Genomic DNA, 24,235 nt, shown 5'->3' with positions numbered 1-24,235 from the left:
AGATGGAAACATTCAGAACATTGCGTTGCAGTATAACGATTCCGTTTGGAGTAAGGTACGTGTCAATCAGAAACGGTTAATTGAGGAGTAACAACATGAATCAAACCATTGAAACCCTGCTTGCGCATCGATCTATTCGCAAGTTTACGACCCAACCCATTACCCAGCCGGTGGTGGACACTCTGGTGCAAGCCGGACAAGCGGCAGCGACGTCCAGCTTTATTCAGGCGTGCACGGTCATTCAAGTGAGCCAAGGCCCGGCGCGTGAGCGGCTTGCCGAACTGTCCGGCAATCAGTCCTATGTTGCTACCGCGCCCGTTTTTTTGGTGTTTTGTGCCGATATGCACCGGCACCAAGTGGCCTGTGATCAGCACAATGCGCCCATGTTGTCGGGCTTCACCGAACAGTTTTTAACCGCGTCGGTCGATTGTGCTTTGTTCGCACAAAATGTGGTGGTGGCTGCAGAGTCAATGGGCTTGGGCATTTGCTACATTGGTGGTCTGCGTAACCAGATTGCGGCGGTCGGTGAATTGCTGGCGTTGCCCAACTTGGTTTACCCGGTGTTTGGCCTCTGCTTGGGTTATTCGGATCAAAACCCGGAAGTGAAGCCGCGCTTGCCGTTGCCGGTGGTGTTGAAGCAAGAGCGCTATGACGACGGTGCAGACCGGGTGCACCTAGCCGAATACGATGCTCACGTGCGGGCGTACTATGAATCCCGCACAGGCAATAACAAGTCCATGACGTGGACAGAACAAATTTCGGGCATGTTGCAGAAAGAGGCGCGGCCGCATATGTTACCGTACTTGCAGGGGCAGGGTTATCTGCTCAAGTAGGCCTGATGAATGGGGGCAGAGCATGAAAATTGGTGAGTTGGCGCGGTTAACCGGTGCGTCGATTAAAGCCATACGACTCTATGAAGACATGGGGCTGTTGCCCCCTGTGCCGCGCGATGGTAGCTATCGACGTTACGGAAAGCGCCACTTCGAGCAGGTGGTATTGATCCGGCAGGCGCAGGGTCTGGGGTTTCGGTTGCGAGAATTAGTGACGGTGCCGGTACTCCACGACGGCTTCGATTGGCAACAGCTTCGCGCCTTGTTGGAGCAAAAACGCGCCAACGTGCAACGTACGATGGCCGAGCTTCAACAAAAAGATAAAGCCTTGCAGCAGGTGATCGATGAGTTGGATAGCTGCCCCGAGGTCATGGGGCAATTGACGCAATGTGAAACACTGACAGGCACTTGACTCTACCCCTAGAGGAATACTTCACACTGCCATGGTTTCTTCAACCATGGAGTTCGTTATGAGCATAAACCCCACGCCTCCGAAGCGTATTTTGATTATCCTCGGCCATCCCGCTGAACGCAGTTTGTCAGCCGCGATGGCCGAGCAATACCAAATGGGTGCGCAGGAAAGTGGCGCGGACGTCCGCTTTTTGCGGGTCGGAGCGCTGCAATTTGATCCCGTTCTGCGGGCCGGGTATAACGCCCCGCAGCCCTTAGAAGAAGATCTCGTGGCCGCGCAACAAGATATCGCATGGGCGCAGCACTTGGTGTTTGTGTATCCCATTTGGTGGGGTGCGATGCCGGCTTTGTTGAAGGGTTTTATTGACCGGGTTTTCTTGCCTGGCTTTGCGTTTAAATACCGGCGTGACAGTGCGTGGTGGGACCGTCTATTAGCTGGCCGCAGTGCCCGGCTTATCACCTTGATGGATACACCGCCCTGGTACTTTCGCTGGTTCTTCCGCATGCCGGGTCACCACCAAATGCGCCGGACAATTCTCGAGTTTGCCGGTGTAAAACCGGTGCGAATCAGCAGCTTTGGTGCCGTGCGTACGGCGGATAAAACGCAGCGTGCCGCATGGCTGGACAGTGTATACCGGCTAGGCTTGCGCCTTCGCTAGTCGACATGGTTGCGCCCGCCCAAACGGGAGCGCAGAATAGCGCTCTCATTTTTTAACCGTTTGGACGGCATTGTGGTCAATTTCGCGTTGTTGTCGGTGTTTGTGCCGACGTTTTTCTTCGTGTCGATAACCCCCGGTATGTGCATGACCTTGGCGATGACGTTAGGCATCACCATCGGCGTTAAACGCACCCTATGGATGATGTGGGGGGAAATGCTGGGTGTTGCTTTAGTGGCCTTGCTCGCCGTTCTTGGGGTGGCCGCCGTATTGCTCGCCTACCCACAGTTGTTCACGGCCTTTAAATGGGGCGGGGGCGCCTATTTATTTTACATCGGTGTGCAAATGTGGCGGTCACGTGGCAGCATGGCCATTCCTGAAACGGCTGCCGAAGTGCGAAGTACATCGCGCGGGCAATTGTTTGTACAGGGCTTTGTAACGGCGGTGGCCAACCCGAAAGGCTGGGCGTTTCATATTGCCTTATTGCCACCGTTTATTGACCAGTCTTTGCCTTTGTCGCCGCAGTTGGCCTTCCTGTTGACCATCATTGTGTTGTTGGAACTGATCTGCATGCTGGCCTATGCCAGTGGCGGTAAAGCGCTGCGCTATTTTCTGGCGCAGGCCTCAAATGTGCGGGTTATGAATCGTATTGCCGGCAGTTTGATGGTGGGTGTAGGTGCTTGGTTAGCCTTTTTGTGAAGGGGTTTACATCCAATCAGAATGGCGTATCGTACTGCAACCCAAAGTGGTTTTTACAATGGAGAACAACCGATGGCTTCAGTAGCAATGCGTGGAACAACCTTTCAAACCGTAGGTGATTTACCACCTGTGGGTACGCAAGCGCCAGATTTTCAAATGACGGCTGCCGATTTGAGTGAAATGAAACTGGCTGATTTTGGCGGTCAGCGTGTGGTGTTGAATATTTTCCCGAGCATCGACACCCCAACCTGTGCAACCTCTGTGCGCAAGTTCAATGAATTGGTCAGCAAATTGGACAACACCGTGGTGCTGTGCGTTTCTGCCGACTTGCCCTTTGCGCAGGCACGCTTTTGTGGCTCTGAAGGCCTGAGCAATGTGAAAAACGCCTCAACCTTCCGTAGCTCGTTTGGTGAAGACTATGGTGTGGAATTCCGCAATGGCCCATTGGCAGGCTTGTTATCGCGTGCGGTTGTGGTGCTGGATGAGGCCGGACGGGTGATTTACACCGAGCAGGTCGCGGAAACCGGCAATGAACCGAATTATGACGGTGCGGTTGCTGCGTTGAGTTGATCGGCTGGCCTGCGGCAAAATCGTAGGCTTAGAGACGCCACCCAAGGGTGGCGTCAAAACTGGGCCGTAAGCGCCATGCGTTTACGGCCTCATTGACCCACTGACCCTGTACGCCATATCCTGCATCCACGCGAAAATCTCCCCACGTCTTTAGCCAGCGCCAGCGCGTATGTGTCGTTACACTGTCGAGCGTTAAATCGTCTCGGGTGTCCCACAGAACGGTTATGCCTGTGTCTAATCCCCAATTCGGGTGTGCTTCAAGCATTGGGTGTTGCCACAGCACGCCTAGACCGTAGGATTCCAGTTCATAGCCTAGGTGCAGACGCGCCTGCCAGCGACCTTGTTCTGCGGAAGGTATTTTGGCGAAACTGATGGCTTGTGTGGCACGCAGGCTCGCGGGTGTGTAGTGCCAAAACCATGAAGACTCGGCGGCTAATGACAGCGGAGAAGTAAGCAGACCGACCAGCATAAGCACTGCAGAAAACGAAAGCCGCTGTTTCATGGCTGCCACCCTACACTGAATTCATAGGTTGGGCAGAGGTAACAGGCCAACGCTGAAAAATAATCACCAAACCCGCTCTGTACACCCAAACCTAGGCTTAACGACAGCGGGTCCCAGACCCACTGATAGGCTTGACGCGCTTTAACGCGCACCGACCATTGCGCATCATTGTTCTGCGTTGAAGAAAAATCGGTCTGCAGCATCAGGTGCGGGTGCCAGCCGTGTTGACGCGGGCCAGCAGAATAGAAATCCACCCGCAAGGCCGGTGAAAATACGCGGGCCGAGTCGAACAGTACGTCATCGCCATCACGGTAGTACAAGCCCAGTGCCCAAGTTCTGTGCTCTCCCCAAGCAAAGTCCAACTCGGCGTTAACGCTTTGCGTTATTAAGGCAAAAATGGGGTCGGAACGCACGCGCAGTAATTCGGCGGGTGCTGTACTCGATAATATCCAGAGCACAAGAGTAGCGACCCCAAGGACGGGTTGGCGCGCTTTAGCGGTCATTCTGGCGAAGTTATTCATTAAAAAAACCACCCAATGCTCAGCCGTGCTGTCGGCCACAAGCGCCAATTATCGCTTATCACATCGGTGGCGTAGTCTTCACGCCCGTAGGTGAACTCAGGGCCAATGCCAAGGGCCAGATTGAACGTATCCCACCGCCATTGGTGACTGCTCAGTACCGTCAGTTTCCATTGCGTGTGGAACGATCCCATGATGGCACCGTATTGCACATGTCCGTGGGTACGCCAGCCGGTTTCACTGAACCTTGGTCGATGCTGAATTACTTCAATACCCCATTGCTGGGCACTGAAATCGGCCGTGGTTTTCAGCGTCGGCGCTAGACTCAGGTACTCGGTAAGGGCGATGTCTACGGCAACGTCAAGGATGCCGACAAATACATAAGCCGGTTGGGTACGCACATTAAACGATTGCGCATAGCTCGCAGGTGCACAGCAAAGTAGAGCGCTAATGAAAAGAATCCTGCATAACATATCTCTATCCTTGCCATGCTCTGTGTTAAAGTCAGTGACCTATAATACGCTGCAAACAGTTGGAGTTAACAGACATGAAAGCGGCTCTTTACGTGTGGTTCGGTATTCTGTTCATGAGTTTGGGGTGTGCGATTGATCCTCAAGTCTCACTGGCACAGGGGCGCTCCACGGACGCGTCGGGCACGCTGGAAGTCAGTGGCACCGCCAGCTTTCTCGAGCGTATTGCCGTTCACCCGGATAGCTATGTCGTGGTCACGGTATTGGTTCCATCCCCGACGCCAAGGGTGTTAGCAACGCAGCGCTTGAGTGCTGTCGGCAATCCGCCCTACCGATTCGCATTAGATGTGGATGCCGACCGTTGGCCGACACAGGCTGATGTTCGGCTCAGTATTCAAGTCTACAGCCCGGAGCGGCAACTGCTGTTTCACCTGCCAGAAGCGCAGCCGTTAAAACGTGGTGCGGCGCAAAACCTGCAGATACGGTTGGTCCGAGCGGCGGCGGATGACAGAAATCCGTGGTCGGCGGCCGAAGCGCGCGGCGTGATGTTTCGTGCGGTCGGGCAGGAGCCCGGTTGGTTGGTTGAGGTCGATGCTGCGGCGCAACCGAACGTGCGTGTGCTACTGGATTACGGTACCCGAGAACTGTTCGGAAGGGCGATGCATCGACCCAGTGCGGATTCGGAGTTGGCATTTACCCTGGCAGAAGGCAACGGCACGTTAATGGTGGTCGATAGGCCCTGTACCGACACCATGAGCGGCGAAAGCTACCCAACACAGGTCACGTTAACCGTAGAAGGCCAGACATTACAGGGCTGTGGCCGCTTCTTACCCTAGTGCCCGTTTTGTTGCGTGCGTAATAACGTTAAAAAATCGTCCGGGGCGAGAGGGCGATATAGGTAGTAGCCCTGCCCGGAATGACATCCCCATTGTTTTAAGAGCGCTAATTGCTCGGCGGTTTCAATGCCTTCTGCGGTGGCGCAGGTGTGCAGGTCCTGACTTAAGGTAATCAGGGACCGGCACAGCGTTTCATGGGTGCTGTTGATGGTCAGTTCGCGCACGAACTGGCGGTCTATTTTGATTTCTTGTGGTGCCAGGCGATGAATGTTCTGCATTGAGCTGTAACCCGCGCCGAAATCGTCGATCGACAGGCTGAACCCCGCTGCACGCAGCAGATCCGCGTTTTCGATCGCCATGGCCTTATCGCTTAAGGCTGTGGTTTCGGTGATTTCCAAAATGAATCGTGCGGGTTCCAGTTGATACTTTTGGCACAGTGCTAGGGTGTCCTGGGCAAACGCCGGTTGCAGTAAGTCCCTAGCTGAGATGTTGATGGCCAAACTGCAGGACTTCAACGCCGCCCGGTGTAAGGCGACCCACTCGAAGGTCAGGTTTAGCACCACCTGCGTCAGTTTAAAAATCAGTCCCACGCGCTCTGCAAGCGGAATGAAAACATCCGGGCCTATGCTGCCTTTTTCCGGGTGGTGCCAGCGCAGTAGGACTTCACCGCTGTGAATCGCCATGCTGCTGAGATCAACCTTGGGTTGAACCACAAATTCAAAACGGCGATGACGGATGGCCTGCGTTAATTCCACCACCAGATACAATTGATCTTGCTGTTGTTCAACCCAGCCGGTTTGATATTCCGACCACAGGGCACTCGCCGTACCGTTTTCATCAGCGGCCATTTGGGCCTTTTGAAACAGGCTGACCATGTCATGGTCTTGTGCTTGTGCTTGCGGTTTGGCAACACCCATGGCAAACATTTGCTGAAATTCCGATCCATCCACTTGGATAGGCTCGTTAAGTTGTGGCTCCAGTCGATAAAGCACCTTATCGAGCGATGCTGAGGGGTGGAGCAGAAATATCCATTGATCCTCTGCCATATCAATCACCCGTGCTACCCGTTGATTGGGCAATGTGTGAGGAATGACCGAAGGTTCATGGCTCAACGCCTGGTCTAAACGCTGAGCTAACAGGCCTGTCACCTGAGCGGAACGTGCGGGTCCAACCGCAGTGCTGAGGTCGTGCAAACTCACCAGTTGGATGAGTACCATGGTGGGCCCTGATGCGTTGTTCGGCAGCTCTGACGACCAAGGGCTTTTGGCGACATAGCGCAAGAAAAATTGACGGTTCGGTAGCTCGGATTGAGGGTTGGTGAGTGTGCGGACATTATTTTCCTGCTCCAAATGCCGCGCCCGAATTGCCAGACTGAAGGTAAAACCCAGTAACTGCAGCAGCGTGCAGACCAGCAAGGCGTATTCCGTCAACGTATTAAAGGGCAGTAAGGTGCGGAAGGTAGCATTGCCGACAAACGCCCCAAGCAAGAAAACCGACCACGACAGCAAGTACAAACCTGCCGGCGCGAAGCCTTGGCGGCGCACCTGTATGCCCCAGTAGATACTCAGCACGGATAAGCCGACTTGTATCAGTGCATAGGGCGTAGCATATAACCGCTCGGGGAGAACAATGCTGGCGAGCAATGCCAGAAGGAACAACAGGTCAATGTGCCGACGCCGTTTCCACCAATGCGGCAAGCGCGTGCGAAGTTGTAGAAAGTGTAGACTGAATTGAAAAATGCTCCATGCCGCCATGGTATAGAGTGAGAGGATATGCTGCGCCATCCATTGGTTGATGGCCATCGGGAGAAACCAAGGACCAAAACCTTGGGTCACGCCCAAACTCAACAATACGGCGACATGAAAAATTAAGTAGTAGCCATACGCTGGATAGCGTGACAGAAGGAAAACCACGGTGTTGTGGAGCAATAAAATCATTAACGCCCCGACCGCCATCGCCCACACTTTGTAACGCGATGCGACCTGCTCAATATGCGCCGCAGGTTCGAAGATACGAAGCGGCAGCAACATAGGGCCGGTACTCGACTTGCGGATCAATACATCGAGTTCAACGTTCGCCGGGTGCTGAATCGGAAACCAAATGCCAGCGTAACGCCCGTCCCAAGGTGACCAAGGTTGGCGATCACCACGCCGCCATTGGCGGTGTAGTTTGCCGTCATGAAATACAAACACGTCGAGTTCATCGAGCATGTAGTTGCTGATGTCCAATATGTGCTGCGAGGCTGCGGGTTGGAAAGGGAAACCGAGCTTGTGCCAATAAATATCGGTGGACAGCCGGGTTGAAGCGGCGAACTGTTCGGTGGAAAAGGTGAGTGAGTCCAAGGCCTCTGCCGCCGTAAGCGGTGGCCGGGTTTGCTCTGAGTGACGGCCACGGGACTCCACTGCCGTGGGCAATGCCGACGAAATATAGCGCCCATCCGTCGACCAAGTGGATGCCGAAGCGAACGCACCCAAAAGCCAACAAATGAACAGTCCTGTGCCGAAGAGGGTTCGCATCCGCGGTTCCTTGATCGAACGGATAGGTTCGGCCAAAGTATAGACCATTCGGGCCGAAGGTGTTTCCTTTAACGTGACATTAATGGCACGCCGCCGATTTGTTTGGCCAGATAATTCGCGTATTGATCCGTCTGTTGGGTCACAAAATCCAGAATGCGTAAATACACCTGATACAACGGCCAGTCGGCGTTCGGCGCGTCCTCGCGCATCAAATCCAATACCCGTTGCGTGCGATAGCTGAGATCATGCCCTTGTTTGTCATGCAGTTCATGGCCAGCGCTCAGAAAGGCATGCAGCAAAGTGCTCAGTGTGGTGTAGGCACCAATTTCCACTTCGGTTTTGTGGCGGTCTTTAAACACTTTCTGCCGGGCCAGTTGTTTCGCGTTACGGATGCCTTCTTGAATGTGTTGCGGGCAATAGGCCAATAAGTCACCGTCCAATTCACCGCGCATGATGACGTCCAGTTGCTGCATAAACGCATCGGCGACCGCATCAATCACCGCCTGCATCGCCTTACCGCGCAGCGCTGCGAGTTGACGCAAGGGTGCCACTTCGGTGCCGCTGCCAGTGATGTTTAATTCAGCCTGCGGGTTCAAGCCCAGCATGATGGCTTGTACTTCGGAAAAACTGAGGATGCGCAAGTCCACGGCGTCTTCTAAGTCGATGATGGCGTAGCAGATGTCATCTGCGGCTTCCATCAGGTACGACAGCGGGTGGCGGCACCAGGCCTGCGCACCACGTTGCAGTAAACCCAGTCGACCGGCAATGTGGTTCAGGGTGGACGCCTCATGTTGAAAACAGGCAAATTTACCTTTGCTGTTTTTGTGCTGTGCGGTCCAGGGGTATTTCAACATGCTGGCGATGGTCGGGTAGGTAAGGCGTAACCCGCCGCGAAACAGGTGATACTCCACCTGTGTGACGATGCGAAACCCTTGCGCATTGCCTTCCCAACTTTGCACGTCCAAGCGTTCACTGTCGGTTAGATTGTCCAGCAGGGCTGCGTTTTGCGGCTGTTTGAACCAGTCTTGAATGGCATATTCACCGGCATGGCCAAAGGGTGGGTTGCCAATGTCATGCGCCAAGCAAGCGGCCTGCACAATCACGCCTAAGTCGTCGGGCTGAATCCAATCGGGAAGGTCTTCATGGATTCGCTCGCCCACTTTTAAGCCCAACGACCGGCCCACACTGCCCACCTCAACGCTGTGAATTAGCCGGGTATGCACGTGGTCATTCAGCGACAGCGGATGCACCTGCGTTTTGCCACTCAAGCGCCGAAAGGCATTGGAAAAAACAATACGGTCGTAGTCTTTGTGGAAGTGGCTACGCCCCAGTTCATGCGGTTCAAGCGCCGAGTGGGCATGCCGTTCGGTGCTCAACAATCGATCCCATTGCATACGCTGCGGTAGGTTCATGGTCGGTCATCTCCTCAGGCGGGGCGTTCGGGTATCAAGGTCAGTTGGTATTCCGTAGTGCCGGGTAAGAACGGGGACGGCGTTCCCGTGGCCCAGTCTTGGTGGCCGCGCCAATAGTAGGGGCTGAGCAAATGCCCGGATTGACTGGTGGGCATGTGTAGCAAGCCTTCGGTTTCCTGACCGGGCGCTACGGCCATACGAAAAGAGGCCCCTAAGCGGCCCGAATTCACGTTGATGCTGTACAGGTCGCCGCCACGTGGGCTGCCGGGAATGTTCATGATCCAGCGCAACACCGGTATTTCATTACCCATGGGGTGTTCAAAGGTGGTGCGGTTGATGTGGCCCCAGGTGGCGTTTTCCAGCAGGCGTTGCTCGCCTTCAAGGCTGTTGAGTGCATTTCGGGCTGCACCGGTGAACAGGTCTTGCCACGTGTCATACGCCGGGTTCAGTAAGTGCGGCTCCGCCGACTGAACCAAGCGCCACAAAGGGGTGTCGATTCGTTGGGTAATGCGCGCTGTGGCAAAGGTTGCCGACTGTTGTGCGACATGCGCAAATACCGGTCCCAGCACGCGGGCCAACAGTTCATCGCGGTACGTGCGGACAAATCGATAGGCCACGCTGTCGGCACTGGCGCTGCCGGTCCAGTCGGCCAGAGCGGCTTCTGCGGCGGCGCGTTCGGTATCTGCCAGCGTCTCAATGTGCGCCTGTAGGTGTTCATACCAGCGTTGCATGGCGGGTGTTTGTTCGTCCTGCAACAGGTTGAAAAGGTCGGTGGTGGTAAAGCGCTCGCTGCTGTTGAGCTGAGCCGCTAAGCGTTGGGCACGGTAGCCCGGCGCGAAGCCTTGGTCGGCCAGTGCCGGATCAGCCAGCGGTGCGTTGTTGGCATGCCATAATCGGTCCGCACCGCGTAAGGTCGGATTATTGAGCTGAAAACCGGCCAAAGCGGCGTTCGTGGTCGACCAGTCTCGGGGTAAATTGCCGTCTTGGTCGCGGCGGTTCGGCAACCAACCGGCGTAAGTCCATAGAATTTCGCCCGCGCGATCACCCACCAACATGCCCTGGCCGGGTATACCCATGCGCCGCAAAGGCAGTACGTCGCTGAGTTGGTCGGCAGTCTCCAGCGCTAAGAGGTCAAAATTAACACTGTTGTCATCATGCGCCAGCCAACGCAAGGCCAACCATTGGCCGTTATGGTCCTGGCCTATGACCGGTCCCCAGCGGGTGTAGCGAATGTTTAACGGCTGTGGACTGGAGCCGCGGATATTGATGGCTTCATCCAGCACCGTGAAGGACTCCCAGCCGTCCGGGGTAAGGTATTCATCGGCGCGTGTTTGTAAGCGAATGACATCACTGGCATCGGCAAAGGCATTTACGAAGGTCCAGGCGAGCTGTTGGTTGCTGCCCAACGCCATGATGGGGGTGCCGGGCAAGGTCAGCCCCGCTATAACATGGTCGCTACCGGATACCTGCCACGTCGCCCGATACCAATAATTCGGTACCCGCAAGGGTAGGTGAATATCGCCGGCCACCAACGCGCTGCCATGGTCGGTCAGCCGACCGGACACCGCAACGCCATTACTCATTGTTGGCCAGCTTTCTTGAACTGGTGCATGGGGTACAGGGTCGGCGACGAGTTCGGTGTACGGGGTGCTGGGCAGCACCACCGTCGGGTAATCAATCGGCGTCAGGCCAGATTCTTGGCTCGCATCGGCGGCCAGTAAAAAGCGAAACCAGTCTTCCGGTACAACCTGTGCCAGCGCATCGAGCGAGCGTTCACGTTCACCCTGGCTGTCTTGTAGTGCCAGATAAAAGGCATAGATCACCAGGGCCGAATCTTCCGCTCGCCAAGGTTCGGGCGTTTGCCGCAGCAGTAAATACTCTGCCGAGGGCTCGCGCTGCTCGCCAATACCCTGATTTACCCCGGCGGTATAGGCTTCCAGCACCGCACGTTGCTCGTCCGGCAGTTGGGCGATGGCACGCTCGGCCCGTTGCCGAAACACATGCATGCGGTTACGGCGGTCTTGCGGCAGAGCCGATGGCCCTAACAGTGCTGCCAGCTCCCCGGCAGCGGTACGGCGCTGTAAGTCCATTTGAAAGAAGCGTTCTTGCGCGTGCAAATATCCCAGCGCATAGGCGATGTCGGTACGAAAGCTGGCGCGCAGGCTTGGAATGCCCTGACTGTCACGCCCAATTTCCACGCGTGACTGTAAGCCGGGCACAATATGGTTGCCTTGCAAACGTGGTAGGCTGCCTTGCAGATACTGATACGCCGTCATTCCCAGCGTCGAGGTGAGCACCACGCCGATGACCAATAAAACCTGTAATGGGGTGGTGTATCTCATGCCGCCGCGTCAGTAACCATTTGAAATTACGGGCAGTGTAGCATGCTCATGTACAGACGTGATGGGCTTATGGCTGGGTTTTTTGCGGCTTGCCCAGTACACTGTCGCCACACGGTAATTAACCCGACGAATTTATTTCTTTAGTGCGAAACGGATAACGAGACATATGACCGATATCATCATCGACCAGGATGGCGTAGAGCGCATTTCACTCGCGCAATTCACCGAAAAAGCGTACCTCGATTATTCGATGTACGTCATTCTGGATCGTGCCCTGCCGCACATTGGCGATGGTTTGAAACCCGTACAGCGGCGCATCATATACGCCATGAGCGAATTAGGGCTGAAGAATACCGCCAAGTATAAAAAATCGGCCCGTACGGTGGGCGATGTGTTGGGTAAATTTCACCCGCACGGCGACAGCGCCTGTTACGAAGCCATGGTGTTGATGGCACAGCCTTTTTCCTATCGCTACCCGTTGGTGGACGGACAGGGTAACTGGGGTTCACCGGACGACCCGAAATCCTTCGCCGCGATGCGTTATACCGAATCACGTTTGGCGGCCTTTGCTGATACGTTGTTGAGTGAGCTGGGGCAGGGCACGGTCGATTGGGTGCCCAATTTTGATGGCACGCTCGACGAGCCGGAAATTCTGCCCTCACGCCTGCCGCATGTGTTGCTGAACGGCACCACGGGGATTGCCGTGGGCATGGCAACGGATATCCCACCGCATAATGTGCGTGAAATTGTATCGGCTTGTGTGCATTTATTGGATGCACCGGGCGCCACCAACCAAGATTTAATGTTGCACGTCAAAGGACCGGACTATCCCACCAAGGCGGAAATCATTACCCCGCGGGACGAGCTAGAGAAAATCTATCAAACCGGCAAGGGAAGTGTGCGAGCGCGGGCCATTTATGAAGTGGATGACGGCGACATCATCATCACGGAATTGCCGTTTCAGTCATCACCGAGCAAGGTGCTGACGCAAATAGCCGCGCAAATGCAGGCCAAAAAATTACCCATGGTGTCGGATTTGCGGGATGAATCCGACCATGAAAATCCGACCCGTCTGGTCATTACACCGCGCTCCAATCGTATTGATGTGGATGGCTTGATGAACCATCTCTACGCCACCACCGATTTGGAAAAAAGTTATCGCGTCAACCTAAACCTCATTGGTTTGGACGGTCGGCCTGCCGTGCGGGATTTGCGTGGCATCTTGAGCGAATGGCTGACCTTCCGGCAGTCCACGGTGCGGCGGCGTTTGCAGTATCGGTTGGACAAGGTACTGGATCGTCTGCACATTTTAGACGGCTTGCTGGTGGCGTATCTGAACATAGATGAAGTCATTGCCATCATTCGCCATGAAGACGAGCCAAAAGCGGAATTGATGCGCCGATTCGGCTTGAGTGCCATCCAAGCCGACGCAATTCTGGACTTGAAATTACGCCATTTGGCGCGCTTGGAAGAAATGAAGATTCGCGGCGAGCAGGATGAATTGCAAGCCGAGCGCGAGAAGCTGGAAAAGATTTTGGGCTCGGAAGCGCGTTTACGTCAGTTGATCAAAAAAGAACTGTTGGCCGATGCGGAAACCTATGGCGATGAGCGACGCAGCCCCTTGGTGGTGCGCCGTGAGGCTTCGGCGTTCAGCGAAATGGATTTGATGCCCAATGAACCGGTCACCGTAGTGCTGTCGGACAAGGGTTGGATACGGTCAGGCAAAGGCCATGAATTGGATGCCGAAGGGTTAAGTTATAAGTCGGGTGACCGCTTTGCCATGGCTGCGTTGGGGCGCTCAAACCAGTCCACGGTGTTGCTCGACCATACCGGTCGGGCATATTCGTTGCCAACACATACGTTACCCAGCGCGCGCGGACAAGGCGAGCCGGTATCCGGGCGTTTGACCTTGCCACCGGGTTGCGCCTTCAAAGGCTTACTGTTGGATGACCCGGAGGCGATGTATGTGCTGGGCAGCACAGCAGGCTATGGTTTTGTCACCCAATATGAGCAGCTGTTAGGTAAAAACAAGAACGGTAAGGCGATGCTGACATTACCGGAGGGCGCGCAGGTGATGCAGCCGCAAAGAATTTCCGATCTGAACCACAGCTTGTTGGCCGTGGCGTCGAATGAAGGGCGCTTATTGCTTTTCCCGGTGCGTGATTTGCCACAATTGGCAAAAGGTAAGGGCAATAAGATGCTGAACGTTCCGGCGTCCCGTGTGGCCTCTGGCGAAGAATTCGTGGTGGGTATGGCGGTATTGATGCCTGACGATGCGTTGGTGTTGCAGTCGGGCAAGCGCACGCTCACCCTGAAAGGCGCAGATTTAGCGCACTATATAGGCGAGCGCGGACGCCGCGGTAATAAATTACCACGCGGTTTTCAACGCGTTGATGGCATGTCGCTAGGATAGTCGACTACACTATTATTGGCTGGGCAGAGGTCGAGCATTATCGACATCGACCTGCTGGATATGTGCGGTGCCGGGCTTTCTGGGCTAACCATGGCATACCCCTAGGACTGTGCACGGGCGTGCTGCGGCATGGATGCCGCAGTCGAGCCTACATGGATGTATTCACGGCGTCCCGTAAACAGGCCTAGGGGTATGCCATGGTAGCCTTGGAAATAATCCTAGGCCATTGGTTCCCAACATTGACTATGAGACGACGAAACTATGACGATTAAAGCTGACATCAGTAATTTCTATGAAGATCTGGTGGTGGACTTCATCATCAATGAGCATTCAGATCAGGGCCTAAGCAAAGACGAGTTTAACGATATCGCCTGCTTGGCGCTGAACCACTTGCCCGCACGGTATTATCGCCATTCGGTGGATATGGCGTTCTTCCTGACCACGCCCGAGCGTATTGAAATGCGTAAGAAGGTGCAAAAAGCCGTCGATGAAGCGGTGGCTCAGGTGATTTCCTTTCGTGACAAAGACGAAGAATATTGATCCTCGCTGTTTTGATCGGGCAGTAACTCCGGCTTGCTGATGCCGTAGCCCTGCCCGAAATGCACCCCGAGTTCCTTTAGTGCGTAGCGCAGCTCATCGTTTTCCACAAATTCGGCAATGGTTTGCAAATTCATGCTCTGCGCAACATCGTGAATGGACTTCACCATGGCGTAATCCGATGCCGTGGTGAGCATGTTGCGTACGAAACTGCCGTCAATTTTTAAGTATTGCACAGGCAGTTGCTTTAAATAGCCGTAGGACGAATAACCGGTGCCAAAATCATCCAGCGAAAAAGAGCAGCCATCGTTGCGCAGTTCGGCGATAAATTGCTGGGTTACGTCTATGCGTGTTACCGCCATGCTTTCCGTTATTTCAAAACATATCTTCTCTGGTGGTATGTCGTACCGCTGAAACTGTTGTCGAATGAACCGAATGCTATCGGGTGCGCTGAGCGACTGCCCGCTCAGGTTTACGCTGGCGCGGTGCAGGGCAGCTAATTGGTGCGGATGTTGCTGCAGCCACTGAAAGAAATGCTCGATCACCCAGCGGTCAATGGCTTCCATCAAGCCATAGCGTTCAGCAGCAGGCAGAAACTCGCCCGGTGCGGCGATGCGTCCGTCAGGTAAGCGCAAGCGCAAAAGAACTTCGTAATGCGTCCCTGGTTCATTGAATGACAAAGGCTGAATGATTTGCCGAGTCAACAAGAAGCGGTTGTCGGTGAGGGCGCTGTACAGTTCAGATACCCAAGCCGACATGGTTTGGCGGCGCTGCAAATCGGCGTCGGTTTCGGTGTAGAAATTAACATGGTTGCCTCCTTGTTCTTTGGCCGCCTGACAGGCGGTGTCGGCCCGCGCCAGTATGTCATCGGCGGTTTTTTTGCCGGGAGAGAAGGTTGTCACACCAATACTGGCGGCAAAATTGTAGGGTTTGTTTTGGTGAATGAACGCAATATCGGTGGTTGCTTTGCGCAGCCGTTCCGCGATATCCATTGCCGTACTGTTTTCGGCCTGGGGCAGTAAAGCCGCGAATTCGTCCGCTCCGGTACGCGCAGTCATGCTGCCGATGGGCAAGGTGGCTTGTAACTGTGCAGCAAACTGGGCCAGCGCTTGGTCGCCCTGTTCGTGTCCGCATTGGGTGTTGATCAAGCGAAAGTTATCAAGATTGATGCACAGCAGACCCCAGCGCCCATTCGGCTGGTTGTGTTCATCCACAGCTTTTTGAATGGCGGAGAGAAAGCTCCGGCGGTTTAACAGGCCGGTCAGCGGGTCGTGGGTCGCTAAATACTGCAATCGCTGTTCAAACGCTTTGCGGCCGGTAATGTCAATGAAACTGCATTTTATGGCACCTCTGCCGGGCGCATCTTCATGCCATGCCAGCACCAGCATCCAGAGTTCCCGTTGTTCGGCGGTCTGCAAGCGCATTTCACGGCCTTGCATTTTGCCCAGGGTTTGCACTTCATGGCGCAGTGTTTCGAAGTCTTCCGGGTCTTTCAACATCAGGGTTAGGTCAAGCTGCCCGCTCGTGTTCAGTTCGCGAAAGTTTTCGCAGTCAAAGAAACGACAAAATGCGGGATTAGCGTCTACCAGAACACCTTCGGGTGTGACCGTTACAAAACCTTCTTCGGCGTTCATGTACAGCCGTTGAAAGCGCATTAAATGATTTATGGACGATTGTTGCGCCGCGATACGACGATCACGCTCGCGGCGCATTTGATTGTTTAAGGACACGTACAGCAGCGAGAAGGTGCTCAGTGCACCTATGTGAATTCCATAGTCAGTCCAAAGGTTGCGGGGCAGCCATTGCAGACGGTTGCTCAGCACCAGAACGATACCCAAGGAATAGATCGCCCAAGCGATGCTCACCAAGCGAAAGGCATCACGTTGTTGGTGCAGCCAAAGAGTCCCGTAGTAAACCGTTACCATAATGGTAACCACCAGCGCGACCCCCAAGGAAGGGAGCGTCATGCTGACATACCAGGGTGTAAATGCTTGCAGTAGGGTGAACAGTGCCACGATGGCACCCAATATCAGGGCACGTTCACGCCACTGCGACGGGGCGTTGTTGCGCCGCTGCCGCAACACCACAGGCGTTGCAGCGACCAGTGTGATGTGTAAACCAATACAGACCAGCATCAAGCGGTGTGACCAGGTATTCGGCAGCAAGCCGGGAAGCAGATTCCATAACCCACCGCTGGACAGAAAATACAGGTTCATGACCACACCCAAAACGGTATAGAACAGGTAGAAGCGTTTTTGGGTGGTGAAATACAACAAGACACTGTAAAGCGTGATCAGCAATAGAATGCCATGGAATGCTCCGAGGCTTACTAAACGCCAAAGGCGCTGCCGTTCATAATCGTCAGCGTCGACCAAGGTGACCGGTACTTGTGCGTGGCCTACGTTTTGTAAGGACCAGCGCAGTTCCGTTGTGCTGAGGGGCGGTAGCTCAATGGCGACGGCCCAGAGCACATCCGGGCGGCGGCTTGGTGGATCGGGGTGTTGTGAACCTAGCTGGATGCGCTGCGGTAGGTAAAGTGACGCGGAACCCCGGTTTTCGTTCAAGGTGCGGGCTTTCCACTGTACCTCAAAACTGCCCAGCAGCGGTTCATGCGCCACCAGCACCCAGTGGGTGGTTTCCGCCAAGGGGTTGACCAGTTCAACAAACTGCCCGTTCAGCCTACCGGGCAAACCGATAGGCTGTGTTTCAGTGGTTATGTTGATGCGCTGTAAGGGTTCTGCGGCCACCAGCCAAGGCCAGCCCAGTAACACCGACAGTACAGTTCCCAACAGTCGTCGTGTCGGCATACCGTGCGTCCCGGCCAATCTAAAAAAGAGTCCAACTCAGTGTAGCACAGGATTATTTTGATCACTGATCCAAGGCATTGGGTTGGCTCAACAGCACCATGGTTCGTGGTTCTGTGCGGTATTGATCCCGTATTTTTTCGTCGCTCACGGGTGGCGGCGTAGCCGCGCGCGTATCCAGTAACGTCTGCCAAGCAAGCTTGGCATGACCGGGGAAATGGAAGGCACACGGCTTGGTGCTGGCATTGATTAGCCAGATAAAACGCTCGGCGCAAGCGCTTAATTCACTTTGTAGGTTCGCCACGGTCGACGACAGGAGCAGGCCAATGGTTTGGTTTTCCGCGTTATGCCAGTCCTGAATGCTCATCGGTTCACCCTGGGAATTGAACCAATGTACGGCATCGCTCTGCGCCGGTTCTTCCAGAATTTGTTCCGGGCTGAAGATCAAATCATGAAAGAGCGTAGAACTTTGCCGAATGTGAATGAGATGCTGTACGTAGCGGTAAAGTTCCAAATCCGGCTGTGACCAGTCGTACCAACTGATGGCGTTGTCCTGGCAGTAAGCGTTGTTATTACCGCGTTGGGTACGACCGATTTCATCGCCGCCCAACAAATGCACCGCACCTTGAGACAACAATAGGGTGGCCAGCAGATTCCGCTTTTGCTGGGCGCGCAGGGCGGTAATGGCCGGGTCATTGGTCGGGCCTTCAACGCCATAATTAGCGCTGAGGTTGTGTCCGTGTCCGTCGCGGTTTTGTTCTTTGTTGGCTTCGTTGTGCCGGTGTTCGTAGGACACCAAGTCCTGCAACGTGAAGCCGTCGTGATAGGTGACGTAGTTGAGGCTGGTCGATAACGCCCGGATGCCTTTCTGCAAGCGATCGCGTGAGCCCATCAAGCGCGTGCAAAAATCTGGCAGTAGGCCATGATCTCCGCGCCAAAACGCACGCACGGTATCGCGGAACTGGTCATTGCATTCGTACCAATGATCCGGGAATTGCCCCAGTTGATAGCCATTCGGGCCAATGTCCCATGGCTCGGCAATCAGTTTGGTGCGGCTCAGGACCGGGTCTTGCGCGACGGCCTTAAAGAAGGCTGCATGGGGCGAAAAGTCTCTGGCCTCGCGCCCTAACGTGGCGGCCAAATCAAACCGGAAACCGTCAACGTGATACTGTTCTACCCACAACCGTAGGCTATCCATGACCATTTTTAGCGTGGAAGTCTGGTGCACGTTAACCGTGTTACCGCAGCCGGAATCGTTGATGAACCGGGTGCCAGGGCCGTCGAAGCGATAGAAGCGATCGGCCGCTAGACCTTTTTGGCTCAAGGTGGTGCCGTCCAGTCCGGCTTCAGCGGTGTGGTTGTACACCACATCCAACAGCACTTCGATGCCCGCTTGGTGAAGTGAGCGCACGAGCGTCTTGAATTCGGTAATGGCGTCGGCCACCGCGTAGCGTGGGTCGGGCGCGAACCAGTTGATGGGGTTGTAGCCCCAGTAGTTGCGCAGCCCAAGGCCTTGTAAACGAGGCTCCGACATGGCGGCATGAATGGGCATGATCTGTACGGCGGTAATGCCCAATTCGGTTAAATGTTGAATGATCGACGGGTGCGCCATACCCAAGTAAGTGCCACGCAGTTCCGGCGGCACGTCCGGGTGCGTTTGGCTGATGCCACGGATATGGGTTTCGTAGACGATGGTTTGCGTCCACGGGGTATACAGCGGCTGGTCGTCTTGCCAGTCAAATTGATGATCCACCACCAGCGATTTCGGCATGGCTTCGCCGCTGTTCAGCGGGCTGCGTTGTAATTCGCCTTCGCTGGCGAGGGTGTCAAAACTGGGGTGGTATTCAACGGCTCGACTGAGCCCTTGCGCGTAAGGATCAAGCAGCAATTTGCGCCGCGAGAAAAACCGCTTTTCTTCCGGCTTAAACAGGCCTCGCGCTCGATAACCGTATGCCTGTCCGGCACGAATGCCAGGTACATAAATGTGCCACACATTACCGGTACGCGTAGTCAGTGGAAGCTGATTGATTTCGCGCTCTTGGTCATCGTATAAACAGAGGGTAATGCCGCTCGCCAAAGGGCTGTAAACGGCAAAGTTGCATCCATGGTTATCGAGTTGAGCACCAAGAGGAAACGGCAGCCCGGGTTGGGCTGCCGTGCCAGCATGAACAGTAGAGGTCATAAATAATTAAGATCGTCGCTTTAATACTAAGGTCGAGAGCGGCGGTATTCTGACCTGTAAACGGTGGTCGAGTCCATCTTTGCCTTCGGCTTGGCTGTCATAGCCGAGCCCCGCATCAAAATTACTGCCCCAATAGTAGCTGGAATCCGTGTTCAGCAGCACATCGTAACGGCCTGCCTCGGGTACGCCCAGAACGTAATGCTGTTGCGGTGTGGGGGTGAAATTGCAAATGACCACAAGGGTTTCACCGGCACTGCTGAAACGGCAGAAACTCAGCACACTGTTGGCGGCGTCACTGTGGTTAATCCAACGGAAGCCTTTCGGGTCGTTGTCCAGTTCATGCAAGGCCGGCTCGGTTTTGTACAGGGTATTGAGGTCTTTGATGAGTTGCTGACAACCGCGATGCTTTTCATACTCCAACAGCCACCAGTCCAGTTGGCCGTTGTGGTTCCATTCCGTGCCGGTGCCCAATTCATTGCCCATGAAATTCAGCTTCTTACCGGGGTGGGTAAACATAAAGGCGTAATAGGTGCGCAAGTTAGCCATTTGTTGCCATTCATCGCCCGGCATGCGGTCCAGTATCGTACCTTTGCCATGCACAACTTCGTCGTGTGACAGCGGCAAAACGAAGTTTTCATCGTACGCATAGATCATGCTGAAGGTGAGGTCGTTGTGATGGAACTGCCGGTAGATCGGGTCTTTCTGCACATACTCCAAGGTGTCGTGCATCCAGCCCATGTTCCATTTGAAACCGAAGCCCAGGCCACCCATAAATGTGGGCTTGGATACACCGGCGAATGACGTGGATTCTTCTGCAATGGTGTAGCGGTCGGGGAAGTTACCGTATACCGCCTCATTAAAGCGCTTAACAAAGGCAATGGCCTCGTAGTTGTGGTTGCCGCCATCGACGTTCGGCACCCATTCCCCGTCTTCCCGTGAATAATCGAGGTAGAGCATGGAAGCCACCGCATCAACGCGAATACCGTCCACATGAAAGTATTCCAGCCAGAGCATGGCGCTGGAAATCAAAAAGTCACAAACCGTATGTCGGCCGTAATCATAAATAAAGGAATTCCAATCCGGGTGCCAGCCGCGCCTTGGGTCTTCGTATTCGTACAACGGCGTGCCGTCAAAGCGGGCCAAACCGTGCGCATCTGCCGGGAAGTGAGCCGGAACCCAGTCCACAATCACCGCAATGCCAGCTTGGTGGCAGCGGTCGACAAAATATTTAAAGTCATCCGGTGTGCCGAAGCGGCTGGTCGGGGCAAAAAGCCCTACGGGCTGGTAACCCCACGAACCATCAAAGGGGTACTCGCTGACCGGCAGGAGTTCAATATGGGTGTAGCCCACCTCCTGCACATAAGGAATCAATTGCTCGGCCAGTTCGCGATAGTTTAGGGGGGTGCCATCGTCATGGCGACGCCAAGAGCCTGCCTGAACTTCGTACACCGACATCGGAAGAAAGCGCGGGTCATGTACCGGGCGTTGCTGCCAGCTTTGGTCTTGCCACTGATAGTGCTGGTGATCCCAAACCACCGAATGAAAGCTGGGGTATTGGGCATGCCAAAAACCGTATGGATCGGCTTTATGGGGCAGGACATCACCCTGTTGTGATTTCAGCTCGAATTTGTACTCGGCACCGGCGCCTAGATCCGGTACAAAGAGCCGCCAGTAGCCATCATGATGGCTCATCATCGGATGACGGCGACCGTCCCATTGATTGAAATTGCCGATCACGCTCACGCTGCGCGCATTGGGGGCAAATACATTAAAGCGCACCCCGGAGACCACGTGACCGTCTGCCGTTTCTGCGCTGCACAGTTGGGCGCCCATGTTTTTGTATAAGGTGTCCGAGGTGCAGAAGAAGTCGGTCATGGCACGTTGCACAAACTGATAGGGGTCCGTTACCGTATGCGTGTACTCACCGTGCGACACCTGCAAGCGATACGTGAACGCCTTGCGCCGCCTCGGTAGCGCCAATTCAAAAAGACCGCGCTCGTCCAAGCGCTCCATGGTACCCAGCACTTTGCCCGTTTTAAGGTCTTCCACACGAACGGCGGTGGCTTCCGGTTGCCATGTGCGGATGATTAAGCCTTTGCCGTCAGGGCCAGAATGCAGCCCTAGGTGGTCAAACGGTCTGGCTTCGAGTACGCTGGCAAGCGCCTGTGCAAGTTCCATATTCCTGTCCTGTTCTTTCAGAGTAGTACATGATGTTGCGCATTATAGGCGCAAAAAACCTTCACGGTCGGAGTTATGAGTGTGTACCCATCCATCCCCGCTTTCCACTATAAGGCCTGAAACGCAATGTGGCGACGTTTGTTATTGTTAGCCTCTGTGCTGTTGTTCATCTTTAGCATTTTACTGTGGCGGGCCACCAGTCCTAGTTGGGTGGAATTAGGGGGCGTACAGGTGAATTGGCCCCGCTCTGAACAGTGGCGGTTGGGTTCACACGACATAGAATGGGATGTTGTAGAGCGGCGTTGGCGGATTGAACAACAAGGCCGAATTGTCTGGCAAAGTGTGCCGGCAGGCCCATGGCTGAACGGCGCCCGGCGGCTAGACGACGTTACCGTACAGCAACTTGAACAGGGCAACTATCAACGTCAAGTTGCGGTGTGTGAGCGGCAGGAGTGGTATGAGCTAGCGCGCCGGGAAAATGCAGTGGTGGCATCAGGTACTTTATTCTGCGGAACACAGAGCTATCCGATTGAGTTTCAGGTGTCGGTCGATGCACAAGACCGACTGCTATTGAGTTGGGAAACTTCACCTGACGTGGCAATCACCTTTTTTGAAGGCGCCATGGCGGCCGGTGAAATCGTGCATGGTTTCGGGCTGCAAACCAAACAAACGGCGTTGCAGGGTAAGCGATCTTTGGCACGCCAGCAGATTATTGATCCCACTGTGTCGGCCGGCGATTCCGCACTGGCCATTGACGGCGGTATTTATCCGATGCTGTCCGATCGCGGTCGTGGCTGGCGCGTACACAGTGCTGGCGCGGCGGTGCTGGATTTGACCCAAGCTGAGCGCTGGCGGCTTGAGACCGCGTCGGCATCCGGCCAAGTGATGATTGCGCAAGCGGATGATCCACGGCAGTTGCTGCGTCGATTGCAGGACGCCGCGCCGACCATTCCCGACTACTTCGCTCGCGAAGCACTGTGGTTCACGGATAACGGCACAGAGCTTGTGCAAACCGCAGAATTGGTGGCCAATCAACCCTTGGCGATGCGCATAGCGTCGGATGCGAGTGATGGTGCGCCAGCCATCGCAGACGTTCATCAACACGCCATTGCCCTATACGCGAGCTGGGGCGATCAAGGCTTGGGCAGTGCTGTACCGGCGCTGTTGTCCGCAGCCTTGAAGGGAGATGTGCTGGATTATACCGTGACCGGTGGTGATGAAAGCTGGTTCTCCTTGGGTCGTTTAGAACCGCGCAGCCTGGAGCTGCATTTGCGGTGGCTGGAATTGAATGCTTTTTCGCCGATGTTTGTGCTTGACGCCAATGCTCCCGCTGAAGTGGGTCATCACCGGTTGGCCGACGATGATGCCGGACTGGTGCATCTCAGCAGGCTATCGCGCTTGCATGCGGCATTGGCGCCGTATCGAGTGCGCCTGTTGACCGAACTGTCGGAACGGGGCGTGCCCATGCTGCGTCCTCTATGGGTGGACTTTCCGCGAGACCCAACCGCCTGGCGCCTACCGGCGGATCAATTCATGTTAGGTCCCCATTTGTTGGTGGCACCTATCCTTAAAGCCGCAGTCATTGAGCGCGCGGTCTACTTGCCCGCGGGTGAATGGACGCACTTGTGGAGCGGCGAACGCTGGCTGAGTGAAGGGCAGTGGATTGACGTGCTAGGTCCGATTGGCGAACCACCGGTTTTTGTCCGCGATGGCATGCCGGGGCGGGCGGAACTCATGGCGCTGGCCTTTGAACTGGGTATCAGCCATCGCATGGAATACTAATGATGCACAAAAACTTTTTTCCGCATCGTTCTTTGAGCGTGGACCGATTATCGCTATACTTCTTGGCACAGATTCTACCGAGCTTGTGCGCGGCATAAGTTCACCATTTATTAACGACTAAGGCAGTGATCATGAAACGTATTTTACTCGCTCTGGCAACGCTCAGCCTCGCCACCGTTGTACTGGCGGCCACCGAAGCTCACACCAATGCCCTGATTGACCGCATCAAGCCAAGCGGCAATGTCTGTGTCAGTGGAGAGCCTTGTGACACCGCTCAGGTAACCACGACGACCGTAGCGCAAGCCGCACGTGACGGTGCAACTGTCTACCAGCAAGCCTGCTTGGCCTGCCACATGACGGGCGCCGCAGGTGCACCGGTAATGGGTAATGCCGGTGCGTGGGCACCTCGCATCGATAAAGGTTTAGAAACTCTGGTGGCAAACGCGATCAGCGGCATCGGTGCCATGCCAGCAAAAGGCGGCTGTGGTAACTGCAGTGATGAAGAAATCGCCGCTGCGACTGAATACCTGGTGAACAACAGCCGTTAATACTGACGGGTCGAAATTGATTCCAAAAA

19 protein-coding genes are annotated in these 24,235 nt (G+C 55.0%); 10 read left to right on the top strand and 9 right to left on the bottom strand.

The features are described from left to right. Positions 1-95 precede the first annotated feature (95 nt). From nfsA to tpx, 5 genes are all read left to right on the top strand, one after another. On the top strand, positions 96-833 hold the full coding sequence (nfsA, locus tag ACFOSD_RS02150) for an oxygen-insensitive NADPH nitroreductase (RefSeq protein ID WP_380694081.1): 738 nt from the start codon (positions 96-98) through the stop codon (positions 831-833). Between the two features lie 22 nt (positions 834-855). Then, positions 856-1,242 carry a MerR family transcriptional regulator gene (locus ACFOSD_RS02145; protein WP_380694083.1) on the top strand — a complete coding sequence of 129 codons (387 nt, stop codon included), beginning with the start codon at positions 856-858 and terminating at the stop codon, positions 1,240-1,242. A 58-nt stretch (positions 1,243-1,300) separates the two neighbouring features. After that, a complete protein-coding gene (locus ACFOSD_RS02140) occupies positions 1,301-1,900 on the top strand; it encodes an NAD(P)H-dependent oxidoreductase (protein ID WP_380694086.1) in 600 nt (199 codons plus the stop codon). A gap of 72 nt (positions 1,901-1,972) precedes the next feature. After that, a complete protein-coding gene (locus ACFOSD_RS02135) occupies positions 1,973-2,596 on the top strand; it encodes a LysE family translocator (protein WP_380694088.1) in 624 nt (207 codons plus the stop codon). A gap of 72 nt (positions 2,597-2,668) precedes the next feature. Next, a complete protein-coding gene (gene tpx, locus ACFOSD_RS02130) occupies positions 2,669-3,166 on the top strand; it encodes a thiol peroxidase (RefSeq protein ID WP_380694090.1) in 498 nt (165 codons plus the stop codon). Between the two features lie 28 nt (positions 3,167-3,194). On the opposite strand, the gene ACFOSD_RS02125 is transcribed toward tpx, so the two are convergent. Genes ACFOSD_RS02125 through ACFOSD_RS02115 form a run of 3 tightly spaced genes read right to left on the bottom strand, consistent with a single transcriptional unit; the run spans position 3,195 to position 4,659 of the window. Further along, positions 3,195-3,668 carry a hypothetical protein gene (locus ACFOSD_RS02125; protein ID WP_380694092.1) on the bottom strand — a complete coding sequence of 158 codons (474 nt, stop codon included), beginning with the start codon at positions 3,666-3,668 and terminating at the stop codon, positions 3,195-3,197. Continuing rightward, positions 3,665-4,189, bottom strand: coding sequence for a hypothetical protein (locus ACFOSD_RS02120; protein WP_380694094.1), 525 nt, complete (start codon positions 4,187-4,189; stop codon positions 3,665-3,667). The genes ACFOSD_RS02125 and ACFOSD_RS02120 overlap by 4 nt, the downstream gene beginning before the upstream one ends. Beyond that, a complete protein-coding gene (locus tag ACFOSD_RS02115; RefSeq protein ID WP_380694096.1) occupies positions 4,189-4,659 on the bottom strand; it encodes a hypothetical protein in 471 nt (156 codons plus the stop codon). Before ACFOSD_RS02115 ends, ACFOSD_RS02120 begins: the two co-directional genes overlap by 1 nt. A gap of 74 nt (positions 4,660-4,733) precedes the next feature. On the opposite strand from ACFOSD_RS02115, the gene ACFOSD_RS02110 reads away from it, so the two are divergent. Continuing rightward, positions 4,734-5,492 carry a YbaY family lipoprotein gene (locus ACFOSD_RS02110; RefSeq protein ID WP_380694099.1) on the top strand — a complete coding sequence of 253 codons (759 nt, stop codon included), beginning with the start codon at positions 4,734-4,736 and terminating at the stop codon, positions 5,490-5,492. Here ACFOSD_RS02110 and ACFOSD_RS02105 read toward each other — a convergent pair. The 3 genes from ACFOSD_RS02105 to ACFOSD_RS02095 form a co-directional block, all read right to left on the bottom strand. Continuing rightward, entirely contained in the window at positions 5,489-8,008 is a 2,520-nt protein-coding gene (locus ACFOSD_RS02105; RefSeq protein WP_380694102.1) for an EAL domain-containing protein, read from the bottom strand. The genes ACFOSD_RS02110 and ACFOSD_RS02105 overlap by 4 nt on opposite strands. A gap of 68 nt (positions 8,009-8,076) precedes the next feature. Next, entirely contained in the window at positions 8,077-9,420 is a 1,344-nt protein-coding gene (locus ACFOSD_RS02100; protein WP_380694104.1) for a deoxyguanosinetriphosphate triphosphohydrolase, read from the bottom strand. A 14-nt stretch (positions 9,421-9,434) separates the two neighbouring features. Continuing rightward, positions 9,435-11,762, bottom strand: a complete 2,328-nt coding sequence (locus ACFOSD_RS02095) for a penicillin acylase family protein (RefSeq protein ID WP_380694107.1) — start codon at positions 11,760-11,762, stop codon at positions 9,435-9,437. 166 nt (positions 11,763-11,928) lie between these two features. On the opposite strand from ACFOSD_RS02095, the gene parC reads away from it, so the two are divergent. Then, positions 11,929-14,175, top strand: coding sequence for a DNA topoisomerase IV subunit A (parC, locus tag ACFOSD_RS02090; protein WP_380694109.1), 2,247 nt, complete (start codon positions 11,929-11,931; stop codon positions 14,173-14,175). A 261-nt stretch (positions 14,176-14,436) separates the two neighbouring features. Next, on the top strand, positions 14,437-14,715 hold the full coding sequence (locus ACFOSD_RS02085; RefSeq protein WP_380694111.1) for a late competence development ComFB family protein: 279 nt from the start codon (positions 14,437-14,439) through the stop codon (positions 14,713-14,715). On the opposite strand, the gene ACFOSD_RS02080 is transcribed toward ACFOSD_RS02085, so the two are convergent. From ACFOSD_RS02080 to glgB, 3 genes are all read right to left on the bottom strand, one after another. Next, complete coding sequence (locus ACFOSD_RS02080) at positions 14,676-17,519, bottom strand: EAL domain-containing protein (RefSeq protein ID WP_380694114.1); 2,844 nt, start codon at positions 17,517-17,519, stop codon at positions 14,676-14,678. The two genes, ACFOSD_RS02085 and ACFOSD_RS02080, sit on opposite strands and share 40 nt — an antisense overlap. A gap of 61 nt (positions 17,520-17,580) precedes the next feature. Beyond that, positions 17,581-19,698: a glycogen debranching protein GlgX gene (gene glgX / locus ACFOSD_RS02075; RefSeq protein ID WP_380694116.1), complete on the bottom strand. Its 2,118-nt coding sequence runs from the start codon at positions 19,696-19,698 to the stop codon at positions 17,581-17,583. Between the two features lie 6 nt (positions 19,699-19,704). After that, the gene (gene glgB / locus ACFOSD_RS02070; RefSeq protein ID WP_380694118.1) at positions 19,705-21,876 is read right to left on the bottom strand and encodes a 1,4-alpha-glucan branching protein GlgB; all 2,172 of its coding nucleotides are present in this window, start codon (positions 21,874-21,876) and stop codon (positions 19,705-19,707) included. Between the two features lie 126 nt (positions 21,877-22,002). Here glgB and ACFOSD_RS02065 point away from each other — a divergent pair, with 126 nt between their 5' ends. Together ACFOSD_RS02065 and ACFOSD_RS02060 are read left to right on the top strand one after the other, a co-directional pair. After that, entirely contained in the window at positions 22,003-23,658 is a 1,656-nt protein-coding gene (locus tag ACFOSD_RS02065) for a hypothetical protein (protein ID WP_380694121.1), read from the top strand. A gap of 131 nt (positions 23,659-23,789) precedes the next feature. Continuing rightward, on the top strand, positions 23,790-24,206 hold the full coding sequence (locus ACFOSD_RS02060) for a c-type cytochrome (protein ID WP_380694123.1): 417 nt from the start codon (positions 23,790-23,792) through the stop codon (positions 24,204-24,206). The last annotated feature ends 29 nt before the right edge of the window (positions 24,207-24,235 follow it).

Origin of the sequence: Salinispirillum marinum (assembly GCF_042650105.1) — a bacterium.
GTDB lineage: Bacteria > Pseudomonadota > Gammaproteobacteria > Pseudomonadales > Natronospirillaceae > Salinispirillum > Salinispirillum marinum.
The sequence above is the reverse complement of the archived record's forward strand: the minus strand, read 5'-3'. Positions and strand labels throughout refer to the sequence as shown.

What these genes read in the sequence shown, in the direction of transcription:
- glgX (WP_380694116.1), bottom strand. Translation starts at nt 19,698, where the DNA reads ATGACCTCTACTGTTCATGCTGGCACGGCAGCCCAACCCGGGCTGCCG.
- parC (WP_380694109.1), top strand. Translation starts at nt 11,929, where the DNA reads ATGACCGATATCATCATCGACCAGGATGGCGTAGAGCGCATTTCACTC.
- ACFOSD_RS02105 (WP_380694102.1), bottom strand. Translation starts at nt 8,008, where the DNA reads ATGCGAACCCTCTTCGGCACAGGACTGTTCATTTGTTGGCTTTTGGGT.
- ACFOSD_RS02120 (WP_380694094.1), bottom strand. Translation starts at nt 4,189, where the DNA reads ATGAATAACTTCGCCAGAATGACCGCTAAAGCGCGCCAACCCGTCCTT.
- ACFOSD_RS02125 (WP_380694092.1), bottom strand. Translation starts at nt 3,668, where the DNA reads ATGAAACAGCGGCTTTCGTTTTCTGCAGTGCTTATGCTGGTCGGTCTG.
- ACFOSD_RS02080 (WP_380694114.1), bottom strand. Translation starts at nt 17,519, where the DNA reads ATGCCGACACGACGACTGTTGGGAACTGTACTGTCGGTGTTACTGGGC.
- ACFOSD_RS02100 (WP_380694104.1), bottom strand. Translation starts at nt 9,420, where the DNA reads ATGAACCTACCGCAGCGTATGCAATGGGATCGATTGTTGAGCACCGAA.
- ACFOSD_RS02115 (WP_380694096.1), bottom strand. Translation starts at nt 4,659, where the DNA reads ATGTTATGCAGGATTCTTTTCATTAGCGCTCTACTTTGCTGTGCACCT.
- ACFOSD_RS02085 (WP_380694111.1), top strand. Translation starts at nt 14,437, where the DNA reads ATGACGATTAAAGCTGACATCAGTAATTTCTATGAAGATCTGGTGGTG.
- tpx (WP_380694090.1), top strand. Translation starts at nt 2,669, where the DNA reads ATGGCTTCAGTAGCAATGCGTGGAACAACCTTTCAAACCGTAGGTGAT.
- ACFOSD_RS02095 (WP_380694107.1), bottom strand. Translation starts at nt 11,762, where the DNA reads ATGAGATACACCACCCCATTACAGGTTTTATTGGTCATCGGCGTGGTG.
- ACFOSD_RS02065 (WP_380694121.1), top strand. Translation starts at nt 22,003, where the DNA reads ATGTGGCGACGTTTGTTATTGTTAGCCTCTGTGCTGTTGTTCATCTTT.
- ACFOSD_RS02060 (WP_380694123.1), top strand. Translation starts at nt 23,790, where the DNA reads ATGAAACGTATTTTACTCGCTCTGGCAACGCTCAGCCTCGCCACCGTT.
- nfsA (WP_380694081.1), top strand. Translation starts at nt 96, where the DNA reads ATGAATCAAACCATTGAAACCCTGCTTGCGCATCGATCTATTCGCAAG.
- ACFOSD_RS02110 (WP_380694099.1), top strand. Translation starts at nt 4,734, where the DNA reads ATGAAAGCGGCTCTTTACGTGTGGTTCGGTATTCTGTTCATGAGTTTG.
- ACFOSD_RS02145 (WP_380694083.1), top strand. Translation starts at nt 856, where the DNA reads ATGAAAATTGGTGAGTTGGCGCGGTTAACCGGTGCGTCGATTAAAGCC.
- ACFOSD_RS02140 (WP_380694086.1), top strand. Translation starts at nt 1,301, where the DNA reads ATGAGCATAAACCCCACGCCTCCGAAGCGTATTTTGATTATCCTCGGC.
- glgB (WP_380694118.1), bottom strand. Translation starts at nt 21,876, where the DNA reads ATGGAACTTGCACAGGCGCTTGCCAGCGTACTCGAAGCCAGACCGTTT.